The organism is Acinetobacter lwoffii, assembly GCF_019343495.1.
GTDB lineage: Bacteria > Pseudomonadota > Gammaproteobacteria > Pseudomonadales > Moraxellaceae > Acinetobacter > Acinetobacter lwoffii_P.
In genome coordinates this window covers 1,325,436-1,338,398 of sequence record NZ_CP072549.1, presented here as the reverse complement: position 1 = coordinate 1,338,398, position 12,963 = coordinate 1,325,436, and the positions used below count along the sequence as shown (strand labels likewise).

The following is a 12,963-nucleotide window of genomic DNA, read 5'->3' as shown; positions in this document are numbered from 1 at the left end:
GCAGATTAAGAAAAGGAAAAGACTATGCGTTGGAAAGGTCGTCGTGTCAGTAGCAATGTAGAAGACCGTCGTGGTGGTGGTGCCAAAGCTGGCGGAATCAGTATTGTTGGATTGATTGTGGCCTTTGTGGCCTGGAAGTTTTTCGGTGTCGATCCACAACAGGCTTATCAAACCACCAAGCAGGTCACTCAGGGGGTATCGGGTGCGGCAGAAACACGTGGCCTGGAAAATCCCACGCCAGAACAGCAGGAGTCGATTGATTTTGTTGGAACTGTATTGGCAGATACTGAAGATACCTGGAATCAGGTGTTTCAGCAGCAGTTAAATCAGCAGTATGTCCCACCGAAACTGGTGTTGTTCAATGGCATTGTGAATTCTGGTTGTGGTACGGCTCAGGCGGCGATGGGACCTTTCTACTGTCCGACAGACCAGAAAGTGTATATCGATACGGCATTCTTTAAAGATATGCGCAGTCAAATGGGCATCACTGGAGAACAGAATGCGACTGAACTTTCTCGTAATGATCAGGCTGGGGATTTCGCACTGGCCTATGTCGTGGCCCATGAAGTGGGGCATCATATCCAGACGATTTTAGGTATTTCTTCTCAAGTACAGCAAGCACGTCAGCAAGCAAGCGAAGTGCAAAGTAATCAGCTTTCAGTGCGTCAGGAATTGCAGGCAGACTGTCTGGCCGGCGTCTGGGCTTACCATAATCATGAGCGAACCCAATTTTTGGAACAGGGCGATGTGCAGGAAGCGATGGATGCCGCTCATAAAATTGGCGATGACTATTTGCAGAAACGTGCCCGCGGGCAGGTGGTGCCGGACAGCTTTACTCATGGCAGCAGCGCGCAGCGGGTACAATGGTTTAATACCGGCTTGAAATCTGGTCAGGTTGCGAATTGTGATACCTTTAATCAAAATATTTAAATGACTTCGATAAAAAAAGGAGCAGATGCTCCTTTTTTTATTTATGCAGAAAACGCCGGAAATTTCTTAATATCTTGATACTGACGAATAATGCAGCCAAAGCAAACAGTGCAATTGCAAAGACCGTATATTTGAGGTTGCTCATGTCATTTTGATAAAACTGCTGAATATCTTGTTTGTTATATTCTAAAGCAGTTGCTTTGCCAGTCCGGCTATCTCTGAACTGGATTTTTTCAATATAGAAGAGATTTCCCGCTTTAATTAAGTCAACGCTCTGGATTTGTCGGGTATGCGATTGATTGTCTTCATCGCTACATAAAGCGCTGTAATGCTCACAATTGATTTTGGCCACATAACCATTTCCTGCAATCAGAATAAAAATGGCATTGTCCGGTCGCTGGTTATTGGACACCAATACGTACTGCTCCCCGGTTGAACTTTTTAAGGGAATGCTGGTGGCTTGCTGATAATGCTGTTCTGCTTGCAGAATTTCCTGAATTTTAGCAAAGCAGGTAAAACATAAGGACAACGTGATCAGAAAAATCACGCTGGCAAAACAGAGACGAAAAATGGTTTTGACAGTTTGATGCATGGGAGAAAAATTCAAAATAGAATGATGGGAAAGCAAAAGCCGAGTGCTGACCTGTATGTTAAATCATCATTCGAAAATACTGAAAAGAAACTTAACTCAATTCGATAAAAAACGGACTAAACTTGTTTTGCCAGAATACCTTGCTATTCAAATCTCTATTTTAACAACGCCTCTCGGCGCATAGTGCTCCATCTCGCCCGATTTTAGGAAACCGAATGGGAAATTTCTTTTTTCTTCAGCTACTCACAGTCGTATTTGCCTTGTCCATTGCTACGACGATGTTTAATAAGCGCGTTTTGGGTTTTCCGCAAGCGATCGGTGTCCCGATTGTCTCAGCAATCTTTGTTTTTATTTTGCAGTGGGGCGCCAGTTTACTGCATGGCAATCCATTCTTTAGCATCAATATTGACAATATCGAGCAGGCTGTTCGTCACGTCGATTTCTATGATTTTCTGATCAATGGTGTGATCTGTTTTATCCTGACCTCATCTGCGCTGAAATTTAAAGTTTCGGATTTACGTAATCACTGGCGGCCGATCAGTATTCTGGCCGGTCTGGCTTTGGTGTTCTGTGCAGTGTTCTTTGGCGTAGTGTTGTATGGTTATCAGTTCCTGATTGGTAAGCATGTTGACTTGCTGGTTTTGCTTTTGCTAGGGGCGGCTTTAGGCGCTACAGATCCGATCGGTATCAAAGGCGTATTGAGTTCGGTTCGCGCACCGCATCATTTGATCGTTAAATTGGAAGGTGAGTCGTTATTTAATGATGCAATGTGTATTGCCTTATTTATGACCTTACTTAATGTCCTGCAAGGTGAAAACTTTACGATACTGGCAGTACTGCAAACCTTGCTTTATGAGATTGTCGTGGCAGTGCTGATTGGTCTCGGATTCGGTTTTGCGATCTTGCGGATTTTGCGCGGTAAGCATGAAATGGAATCTCTGATTCTAACCACGGCCTTGCTAGCTTGTGGTTCCTATCTGGTGGCTTTGCTGGCACATGCTTCCGCGCCAATTGCCTGTGTGATTGGTGGTTTGATTGTTGGCAATAAATGGAAAGAAATCCTAGCAGATGCCGAAATTGGTGACGTTAATCATTTCTGGCATACGGTTGAGGGAATTATCAATTCATTCCTGTTTACTCTGATCGGTCTGGAATTGTTTATTCTGGACTTGAGTACCAGTCTGGTTCTGGGCGGGATGGTGGCCTTTGTGATTCTGCATCTGGCCCGTTTTGCAGCCAACTATCTGGCCTTTGCTATGTTCCCAAAAGTCAGCAAGAAAAGCTATAACGGTAGTTTGACCATCCTGTCTTGGGGCGGGGTACGTGGCGGGATTTCTTTGGCCTTAATTCTGGCGGTCGCCAATATTCCTCAGCTGGAAGCCTATAGCAGTATTCTGGTGGGTTATACCTTTATTGTGGTGCTGTTGTCCGGTGTGGTGTGCGGCTTGGGCCTACCTGCGGTCATGAATGCCTTTTATTATAATCCCAATGAAGAGACACAGGGCTTTAAAGGTTGGTATCAACGCATGTGCCATAAAATGAATCGTAAGGGTTTTCGCTATATTGTCGGAGAAGATGCCAAAGGAAATGAGACTATTACTATCTTTCAGCCAGAAATTCTGATTGATCAGAAAGATGCAGATGGCGTTGCCACGGTGCATCATCCAGATAAAGTTCAGGAAGTAAAACGACTGGAAAATCCGGATAATTTCTAAAGATAAAACTTAGAAGATCAAGAGACTGTTAGATTGGTTTTTATAGTGAGATGAGAGCTTGAATCAGCGTATTTCATCAGGCTTAATCACTCTCCTATAGCTTTTTTACTGGGGGTGGATTGTGATTTTTGATTTAAATAAGCTATTAATGAGATGAAAATGACCCAGACAAGTTCAGCCAGTCAGGAAATGGCAGAAATGATTTTGGCTGTGGTCAATCAGATTCCGTATGCCAAAGTCGCCACCTACGGACAGATTGCCAGGCTGGCAGGTTTACCCAAACATGCGCGATTGGTCGGACGGGTATTAAGTCATCTAGATTCGGACACTGATATTCCTTGGTATCGGGTGATCAATGCCCAGGCGAAAATCAGTGTGAAGCAACTGGACGAACATGGCCAGAATATCCAGCAGCAAAAACTTATGCAGGAAGGAATTTTTCTTAAAGGTGATCGCTTGGATTTAAAACGCTATCAATGGGATGGTCTGGTCAAGATATAAAAAAAATCCCCACTTGGTGAAAAGTGGGGATTTTAAACATAACTTAGTTGCGAATCACCATTACTGGGATATCCGCTTGGCCTAAAATGCTTTGCGCTACGCTGCCAAGGAACAGTTTTTTGAAGCCAGTGCGACCATGTGAACCAATCACGATCAGGTCAGAATTTAAATCTTTAGCTGCTTTGACAATCTCGCTATAAATCACCTGACCCTCAAGCAGCTGTGTATCCACTTCAACACCTGCACCAGAGAATTTTGCTTTGGCTTCATCCAGCGTTTTCAGGATGGAAGTGCGGGCACGTTCAATCAGGTCATTGGTTTGTGCCGCAGAGATATATTCTGCAGCGATATAAGGGTCCAGCGCCAACACTTGAACCACTGTGACTTTACTGTTAAATGCTTTGGCAATTTCTACAGCTTTATCCACTGCAGCATACGATGTTTCTGAACCGTCAACAGGTACTAAAATATGTTCAAAAGGCATTAGAATTCTCCTAAGGGGAATTTAGAGTTATAAAATTATGACGCGTTAAACCGGGTACGAATAGTTGTTTATACTTTGATCATAGCCTGTATTGTATAAAAATAAAACCAAGTAAATACATAGGTATAATGTCTAATAGATTAAAAAATGAAGCACCTGTTTAGAGCTATTGAACAGAGTTATTTATTTAGCCTAAGTTAATAATTTATATGTAATTAATGTGATAGCCTAAGACAGTGATTAATCACATCGAATAGAGGTCGGGTCTAATTTTATTTGCGGTGACAGCTGTTCATAGCGATTTAAAATTGTTTGAGTTTCACCTGCATAAATTTTTTGCTGTAGCTGCTGGATTTTATGTTCTGTCACATGCAAGCGCGCACAATGTAATGCAATCTGATTTTCCCAGGTTACCGCCAGTCGTTGAGGCTGCTCATATTCCGGATAGCGCTCGATTTTCTGCTGTGCTCTGCTGAGTTGTGCCAAAGATCGTTTTTGCTGCATGCTCATCAGTTGCTGCTGATTAATCCACTGTGCCACATCACGTCTGACGCCATTATAATCTACGAAAATAGGCGAGATCATCTGGCAGGCACTCAGGCTTGAAAGGCCAATGAGTAAAATAGAGATTTTGATTTTATACATCTAAAGAATCCTCGAAGAATTAAATGGTGCTATGAATGCGTGAATTACATACTAAAAAACCTTTTTTGTTTAAAATTTAAAAGTTTATTCCGTATTTGCATAAAGACTGAGCATTTGTGTTTTAAAATGCTTGACGATAGAAGCTGAAATTACGATAATGCGCACACAGTTTACGGCTATGTAGCTCAGTTGGTTAGAGCACCGCACTCATAATGCGGGGGTCACAAGTTCAAGTCTCGTCATAGCCACCATTTTAAAAGACCAAGCTCTCAGCTTGGTCTCTTTTTTTGTCTTTTAAAAAGTACTGCAAACTATAAAAAATATTTGAAGCATCCACTAATTTTTTCAGATTTCTCAAAACATCATTTTTCCTTCTTAATGTTGGGGCTATTCTTCATTTTACTGCCGCATAAAAAAATCGTCCAAGCATTCACTTGGACGATTCTGATTTACATCATTGAAAACAGAATTTAGCTACCTGCTTTCCAGCCATTCACGATTGGATAACGACGCTCACGGCCATAAGAACGTGAACTGATACGTGGCCCAATGGCACCTTGGCGGCGCTTGTACTCATTGATATCAACCAGACGAATCACTTTTTTCACGACTTCAGCATCAAAGCCTTTGGCAATGATATCGTCTTGACTCATATCTTCTTCAATATAAGAGTACAAGATCGCATCTAGAATCTCATAGGCAGGTAAAGAGTCTTGATCGACCTGATCTGGACGCAGTTCTGCTGAAGGTGGACGGGTAATCACACGTTCCGGAATCACTGGAGTTTCTGAAATGCTGTTACGATATTTCGCCAGTTCAAACACAATGGTTTTATACACATCTTTCAGAACTGCATAACCACCGACCATATCGCCATACAGGGTGCAATAACCGACAGCTAGTTCAGATTTATTACCGGTTGCCAGCACCAGATTACCGAATTTGTTAGACAGAGCCATCAACAAGGTGCCGCGTGAACGTGCTTGCAGGTTTTCCTCGGTGGCATCGACTGGAGCATTACCAAAGAATGGGAATAGCACCTGCATAAAGCCGCTTACCACAGGGTTAATTTCAGCAATACCGAAAGTCACGCCCATATTTTTGGCTTGAGCTGCTGCATCTTCTACACTGATTTGTGCAGTATAGGTATAAGGCATCATCACAGCCTGAACTTTGTCTGCGCCAAGCGCATCTACAGCAATCGCTAGGGTCAGGGCAGAGTCAATGCCGCCAGACAGTCCCAGAATCACACCTGGGAAGCCAGAACGCTGTACATAATCACGTGTAGCCATGACCAGGCTTTGATAAATCTCAGCCATGGTGTCTAAAGCAGGTGCAATTGCACCTTTACTGAATTGCAGTTGTTCAGCATTAAATTCTGCAATTGCCAGATTTTCCTGGAAAGTTGGTGCCTGTAAAGCCACCTCGCCAGATTTGTTGAGCACAAAACTGGTACCGTCAAAGATCAGATCATCCTGACCACCGACCTGGTTGCAGTACACCAGATTGATATTCAGCTGTTTGACCAAGGCCGCCATGGTTTCAATGCGATGTTGTGGTTTACCCACTTCATATGGCGATGCATTCAGTACCAAAGCTGTGTCGATATTCAATTTTGCCAGTTGCTGAACAGTGGCTAAAGACCAGACATCTTCACAGATCAGTACGCCAAATTTATGTCCAAGATACTCAAAAACCAGATGCTGATGACCTTCGCCAAAATAACGCTTTTCATCAAATACGCCATAATTTGGCAAAACTTGCTTGTTATAAACACCCAGTACTTCGCCATCTTTCATAACAGCAGCCGAGTTATAACGCTGACCATCTTCAGTTTGATTAACAAAACCAAAGACCATGACAATATCTTTTACTTCAGTCAGTTTTTCAAAAGCCGCTTTGGTGCGTTTCACCAGGCTCGGGCGAATTAATAAGTCTTCTGCAGGGTAGCCCAGCGTTGAAAGTTCAGGAAAGATAATCAGATCCGCTTTATCTTTTTTAGCCTGATTGGCCAGATCAATCATTTTTTGCGTATTTGCATCCAGATTGCCCACATGTGGAGAGAATTGAGCAATCGCAATTTTAAAACTTTTCATTCCAAGTAAATCCTATTCCTATAGGTTGATACACTAAATTACTGATTTTTATAATTCTAATTATTCAGTTGAGTGCACTTCGATATTCATAAAATGCCAAATGGCTTAAATAAAAAAACTTTTTATCGCATGATCATTGAATCTTAATGTGCGATGCAAAATAATCATACCGGCCTATTTTATCGAAATTTTATCGATAAGCTAGAGTTGATTTAGCAGAACAGGCATTGAGTGAAAAAAGTTATTATATAAAATTAGAAAATATGCTGATTTTTTATGCATCTAGGCTTATGTAGATTTAAAGATTGAAGTCGAAATTTTGGCTTTTAAAATATGCCTTATCTATTTTCTTTGGAATTAAACTGATTAAATATCATCTGTTTATTTGTGAGTTTAAAATAATATTCGGAATTTTTTTTAGAAAAATATCCCGGGCAATATCGCCTTGCTGTTCAATATTGTAGGTTGAAAATGATTTGTGGGGATTAAATTTATATTTGTACGGATTATATTTTCCCAAGCTGAGAAAATAAGCACTTTGTAAAAATGCCCCTTTTAAAAGCACATTGATCTGACATTGATGTTGATAAATATGTGCCATCTCATGAATAAACAGCGCTTGATAAGACAGACTCTCGCGCGAATAATCTTCCCGATAATTTAAATTGCGTACATGGATGTAGCCACTGGGCGCCATAATGACATGTTTGGATTGCCAGGGCAGGTAGGGGTGATTCATGATTTTAACGCGGGAATATTCGATAAGGTTGCCAAATACCTGTTGGGAAATTTTGATTTCACCAGGCGTTAAACTGCGGCACTTAAACTGTTCAAAACGAACCAGTCTCAAAATAAAGGGCAGAAAATACACCAGCATTCAATATACATCCTGTTTTTAGGTGACTTAATCCGTGAATATGATTTTGATATATTCATTTTAAAACGTTTCAGGTCAATTTTTTGTAGGTTTTTGTCAGCACTAAAAAAACCACCCAAGAGGGTGGTTTTTTTGAGTCTTTCGACGCGGTTCGAATTAACGAACGATATCGCGTTGAACTTCGCCAGTGTAAAGCTGACGAGGACGACCGATCTTGTAAGGACCGCTGTGCATTTCTAACCAGTGGCTGATCCAGCCAACAGTACGTGCAAGCGCGAAGATCACAGTAAACATTTCAGTCGGGATACCAATCGCTTTAAGGATGATACCTGAGTAGAAGTCTACGTTTGGGTAAAGGTTACGCTTGATGAAGTATTCGTCAGAAAGTGCGATACGTTCAAGTTCCATAGCCAATGCAAGCTGTGGATCATTGATGCCAAGTGCACCAAGAACTTCGTCACAAGTTTCTTTCATTACTTTCGCGCGTGGATCGAAGTTTTTGTAAACTCGGTGACCAAAGCCCATCAGTTTAACTTCTTTAGTCTTCACTTTTTCCATGAAGCCAGCAACGTTTTCTACAGTGCCGATTTCGTCAAGCATCTTAAGAACAGCTTCGTTAGCGCCGCCATGAGCAGGACCCCAAAGTGCAGATATACCAGCAGCGATACATGCATACGGGTTAGCACCAGTAGAACCAGCTAAACGTACGGTAGACGTAGAAGCATTTTGTTCGTGGTCAGCATGAAGCGTGAAGATACGGTCCATTGCTTTTGCAAGGATCGGATCAACTTTGTAATCACGATCTGCAGGAGTAGCAAACATCATGTGCAGGAAGTTTTCTGCATAACCAAGGTCATTACGTGGGTAAACGAATGGTTGACCAATGGTGTACTTGTAGCTCCAAGCCGCCAGCGTAGGAATCTTCGCGATTAAACGAATCGCAGTGATTTCACGGTGGTTCACATCTTCGATGTCAAGGTTGTTGTGATAGAACGCAGACAACGCACCAACCACACCTACCATGATCGCCATAGGATGCGCATCACGACGGAAACCATTGTAGAAACGGCTAACTTGATCGTGAACCATCGTATGGTTACGTACTTTAGCGTCAAATTCTTCTTTTTGCTCAGCAGTTGGAAGTTCGCCATTTAACAATAAATAGCAAGTTTCCAGGTAATCAGCTTTAGTCGCCAATTGATCGATTGGGTAGCCGCGGTGTAAAAGTACACCTTTGTTACCATCGATGAACGTGATTTTAGACTCGCACGCAGCTGTCGCCATAAAACCAGGATCAAAAGTAAAGTGACCTGCAGCCAACACATCTTTAACGTCGATTACATCTGGGCCCAATGTGCCGCTGTAAATTGGTAGTTCAATTTCTTTGCCATCAAGCTGTAAAACGGCTTTCTTGCCAGTTGCTTCAGACATTCAATAGATCTCCTGTCCTGGTGAATGTATATCCGCTTTGTCTATCAATCTTTTAATGCACAAAACGGACGGATCAAAAATTTGCTATAAGATTAGTGAGTACTGAAATTTTGTCAATTATACTTATGGATGAAAAAATGGCGGCCGCACAGCGGTTTAGTCATATTCGCTCAGTATAAAAAGTTCAGTAAAATCACAGCATCAAACCTCTATAATAAGTCAAATTGATGCAGAGATGCAGAAAAAAATAGACTGCCTGGGCATTTGTAAGCGTTTTTTCGTAGTAAGAAATGCGAGCGAAAATAGTGAGAGATTAAGGTGAATATGCTTAAAACTATATAAATCTCATAACTTACATCGTTTTTACCAAGCTGAATTTCACAGGTGGAATTATAAATAAAAGCAATTAATTGAATTTTAAATCCGGTTTAATTGATTAAAAAATAGCTTAATAAATGGCCAACTTTGCAGCAAAGGTAAGCAGTATAAAAATAAATGAATGATTTTTTGAATCTAAATGCTTCAAATTGATTGAAAAACCCATCATCTGATGCACTAAGTCGCTATTTAACATCAGGTTATCTGAATCACTGTGCTGCTGCTGAATTGGGGCAAGTGGTCTGTTAAATATAGGCGCTTGATTTAAATCTGAATTAAAAAGAGATTTAAATAATATTTGTGATGGAACTGTGCGTCTTTAGTCTAAAACTCAAACATGGTCCTGTAGGCTGAAAACCGAGTAAATTAATCATCTTAATTATTTAAAAACAATCATATAGATAGGAATTGAAAGGGTGGAATAATATATAAAGTCTGACTTATTGTTGTTAATGATTCTTATTTAATAGTTTTTTATCCAAAAAGCCAAATTCAGCCGTTTGTATTTTAATAGTTCACGTTTTATAATTCAGTGTCGTTTTGATTTTAGGCATGCATTTGCCTGAGAATGCCAGCTTTCCTTCGAATTAATTCCAACAAACTCCGGATGGAGTTTTTACTTACAGGATGCCCGCTGTGAAAAGCAACAGACCTGTCAATTTGTCCATGGGTCAAGTTTTAGAAGTAAACTTAAAATCACCCGTGGCTATTGCATCAATTCTACACCGTCTTTCAGGTGTTATCGTATTCTTACTCGTACCGGTCCTTCTATGGATTTTAGACAAGTCATTGTCTTCGCCTGAAGGTTTTGCGCAAGTTCAAGAAATCTTTAACGGTTTCATTGTTCGTTTCATTGTATGGGTATTTGTCGCCGGCTTGATTTTTCACTTTATTGCGGGTGTTAAGCATTTACTTGCTGACATTGGCGTTGCTGAAGAACTAGAAAGTGGCCGTGTTGCATCTACTATCGCATTAATCTTGTCTGCAATCGGTATTGTTGCAGCATTTGTATGGATCGTACTCTAATGAAAAGCGCTACTGGTTTAACAGGTTCAGGTTCTCGCGATTGGTTTCTCCAACGTGTCAGTGCTGTAGTTCTAGCTGTTTATACCGTTGTTGTACTGGGTTGGATTCTACTGAATGGTGGTTTCAACTTTGAACAGTGGTACGGCTTTATGATGACAGTTCCAATGAAGATCATGTCTTTGTTGGCGGTCTTATCTCTTGTTGCACACGCATGGATCGGCATGTGGCAGGTATTCACGGATTATGTGACTACTCGTCAAATGGGTCCTTCAGCTTCAGGTTTACGCCTTGTACTGACTTCAGCAGTGATCATTGCTGTACTTGCATATGCAATCTGGGCGATCCAGATTTTTTGGGCGAATTGATAGGAAACAATCATGGGCGCTATAAACCCTAAAGAAGATTACACAAATATTCCGCACGAAACTTTCGATGCTGTCATCGTTGGTGGTGGTGGTTCAGGTATGCGTGCGTCTTACCAACTTGCTCAAGCTGGTTTGAAAGTTGCGGTTCTGACTAAAGTATTCCCAACTCGTTCGCACACTGTTGCAGCGCAGGGTGGTATTGGTGCATCTCTTGGTAATATGCAAGAAGATAACTGGCACTACCACTTCTACGACACTGTAAAAGGTTCGGACTGGTTAGGTGACCAAGATGCAATCGAGTTCATGACTCGTGAAGCGCCTCAAGTGGTTTATGAACTTGAACACCTGGGTATGCCATTCGACCGTAATGCTGATGGTACAATTTACCAACGTCCATTTGGTGGTCACTCAGCAAACTACGGTGAAAAAGCTGTGCCACGTGCATGTGCTGCTGCCGACCGTACCGGTCACGCACTTCTTCACACACTTTATCAAAGCAACGTGAAAATGGGCACTCAGTTCTTCGTAGAATGGATTGCGCTTGACCTGATCCGTAACGAAAAAGGCGACGTTTTAGGTGTTACAGCAATTGACCAGGAAACTGGTAAAATTGCAGTATTCCAAGCAAAAGCGACTTTGTTCGCTACTGGTGGTGCTGGTCGTGTTTACCGTGCATCTACAAACGCTTATATCAACACTGGTGACGGTCTTGGTATGGCTGCTCGTGCAGGTATTCCATTACAAGATATGGAATTCTGGCAATTCCACCCAACGGGTGTTGCGGGCGCAGGCGTATTGTTGACTGAAGGTTGTCGTGGTGAAGGTGCAATCCTTCGTAACAAAGACGGCGAACCGTTCATGGAACGTTATGCACCAACTTTGAAAGACTTGGCGCCACGTGACTTCGTATCACGTTCTATGGATCAAGAGATCAAAGAAGGTCGTGGTTGTGGTCCTAAAGGCGATTACATCCTGCTTGATATGACGCACCTAGGTGCGGATACGATCATGAAACGTCTTCCATCTGTATTCGAGATTGGCAAGAAATTCGCGAACGTTGACATCACTAAAGAGCCAATTCCTGTAGTACCAACAATCCATTACCAAATGGGTGGTATTCCAACGAATATTCATGGTCAGGTGGTTGTTCCTGAGTCTCGTGAAACTGAAGCGCTTGTTGCTAACTACAACAAAGACACTGACGTTTACTCTACCAATGCCGAAGGTCGTGATTTTGCTAAGCCAGTAAAAGGCTTCTATGCAATCGGTGAATGTTCATGTGTATCTGTACACGGTGCGAACCGTCTAGGTACGAACTCATTGCTTGACTTGGTTGTATTTGGTAAGGCTGCTGGTCAACATATCATTGAATATGTTACTAAACAGCACGATGGTGAATATGAGCCGCTTCCAACAACTGTGCTTCAAGAAACTGTTGAACGTATTCGTAAACTTGACGAATCAACTACAGGTGAGAATGCTCAAGACGTTGCTGATGCAATCCGTGACATCGTTCAAGATCATGCTGGTGTATTCCGTACATCTGCGCTTCTGGACGAAGGTGTGAAGCAGATTCTTGCAATTGAACCGCGCGTACGCAACATTCACTTGAAAGACAAATCTAAAGTATTTAACACTGCACGTATTGAAGCACTTGAAGTTGAAAACTTGTATGAAGTTGCGAAAGCAACGCTTATTTCAGCTGCTGCTCGTAAAGAATGCCGTGGTGCACATACGGTTGTAGACTTTGAAGAGTCTCCAGACCATGCTGAATACCCATATGGTCGTCGTGATGATGAGTGGATGAAGCACACTTTATGGTTCTCTGCAGACAACCGTCTAGAGTATAAGCCAGTTCGTTACCGTCCATTGTCGGTTGACGCGATTCCACCTAAACCACGTACATTCTAATCAGGAGAATTC

At 41.9% G+C, this 12,963-nt stretch carries 12 protein-coding genes and 1 tRNA gene; 7 read left to right on the top strand and 6 right to left on the bottom strand.

The window, feature by feature from the left end; genetic code table 11:
• Window positions 1–24 precede the first annotated feature (24 nt).
• Window positions 25–930, top strand: a complete 906-nt coding sequence (ypfJ, locus tag J7649_RS06350) for a KPN_02809 family neutral zinc metallopeptidase (protein WP_004646279.1) — start codon at window positions 25–27, stop codon at window positions 928–930.
• Between the two features lie 37 nt (window positions 931–967).
• Here the strand turns inward: ypfJ and J7649_RS06345 are convergent, their stop codons facing one another.
• Window positions 968–1,522, bottom strand: a complete 555-nt coding sequence (locus J7649_RS06345) for a hypothetical protein (RefSeq protein ID WP_005107529.1) — start codon at window positions 1,520–1,522, stop codon at window positions 968–970.
• Window positions 1,523–1,737: 215 nt separating this feature from the next.
• On the opposite strand from J7649_RS06345, the gene J7649_RS06340 reads away from it, so the two are divergent.
• On the top strand, window positions 1,738–3,237 hold the full coding sequence (locus J7649_RS06340) for a cation:proton antiporter (RefSeq protein ID WP_004646282.1): 1,500 nt from the start codon (window positions 1,738–1,740) through the stop codon (window positions 3,235–3,237).
• Between the two features lie 159 nt (window positions 3,238–3,396).
• Complete coding sequence (locus J7649_RS06335) at window positions 3,397–3,738, top strand: MGMT family protein (protein ID WP_004730272.1); 342 nt, start codon at window positions 3,397–3,399, stop codon at window positions 3,736–3,738.
• A 43-nt stretch (window positions 3,739–3,781) separates the two neighbouring features.
• Here the strand turns inward: J7649_RS06335 and J7649_RS06330 are convergent, their stop codons facing one another.
• Window positions 3,782–4,222: a universal stress protein gene (locus J7649_RS06330; RefSeq protein ID WP_004279425.1), complete on the bottom strand. Its 441-nt coding sequence runs from the start codon at window positions 4,220–4,222 to the stop codon at window positions 3,782–3,784.
• Between the two features lie 240 nt (window positions 4,223–4,462).
• The gene (locus J7649_RS06325; protein ID WP_219309870.1) at window positions 4,463–4,867 is read right to left on the bottom strand and encodes a hypothetical protein; all 405 of its coding nucleotides are present in this window, start codon (window positions 4,865–4,867) and stop codon (window positions 4,463–4,465) included.
• Window positions 4,868–5,041: 174 nt separating this feature from the next.
• On the opposite strand from J7649_RS06325, the gene J7649_RS06320 reads away from it, so the two are divergent.
• Window positions 5,042–5,118 (top strand) — tRNA-Met (locus J7649_RS06320).
• 219 nt (window positions 5,119–5,337) lie between these two features.
• Here J7649_RS06320 and J7649_RS06315 read toward each other — a convergent pair.
• From J7649_RS06315 to gltA, 3 genes are all read right to left on the bottom strand, one after another.
• Complete coding sequence (locus J7649_RS06315; protein ID WP_219309868.1) at window positions 5,338–6,963, bottom strand: NAD+ synthase; 1,626 nt, start codon at window positions 6,961–6,963, stop codon at window positions 5,338–5,340.
• Between the two features lie 373 nt (window positions 6,964–7,336).
• Window positions 7,337–7,840 carry a hypothetical protein gene (locus tag J7649_RS06310; protein ID WP_219309866.1) on the bottom strand — a complete coding sequence of 168 codons (504 nt, stop codon included), beginning with the start codon at window positions 7,838–7,840 and terminating at the stop codon, window positions 7,337–7,339.
• A gap of 156 nt (window positions 7,841–7,996) precedes the next feature.
• Window positions 7,997–9,271, bottom strand: coding sequence for a citrate synthase (gltA, locus tag J7649_RS06305; protein ID WP_004279429.1), 1,275 nt, complete (start codon window positions 9,269–9,271; stop codon window positions 7,997–7,999).
• A gap of 1,005 nt (window positions 9,272–10,276) precedes the next feature.
• On the opposite strand from gltA, the gene sdhC reads away from it, so the two are divergent.
• Genes sdhC through J7649_RS06290 form a run of 3 tightly spaced genes read left to right on the top strand, consistent with a single transcriptional unit; the run spans window position 10,277 to window position 12,951 of the window.
• Window positions 10,277–10,675 carry a succinate dehydrogenase, cytochrome b556 subunit gene (gene sdhC / locus J7649_RS06300; protein ID WP_085064488.1) on the top strand — a complete coding sequence of 133 codons (399 nt, stop codon included), beginning with the start codon at window positions 10,277–10,279 and terminating at the stop codon, window positions 10,673–10,675.
• The gene (gene sdhD, locus J7649_RS06295; RefSeq protein ID WP_004279431.1) at window positions 10,675–11,040 is read left to right on the top strand and encodes a succinate dehydrogenase, hydrophobic membrane anchor protein; all 366 of its coding nucleotides are present in this window, start codon (window positions 10,675–10,677) and stop codon (window positions 11,038–11,040) included. Before sdhC ends, sdhD begins: the two co-directional genes overlap by 1 nt.
• A gap of 12 nt (window positions 11,041–11,052) precedes the next feature.
• Window positions 11,053–12,951 carry an FAD-binding protein gene (locus J7649_RS06290; RefSeq protein ID WP_004646289.1) on the top strand — a complete coding sequence of 633 codons (1,899 nt, stop codon included), beginning with the start codon at window positions 11,053–11,055 and terminating at the stop codon, window positions 12,949–12,951.
• Window positions 12,952–12,963 lie beyond the last annotated feature (12 nt).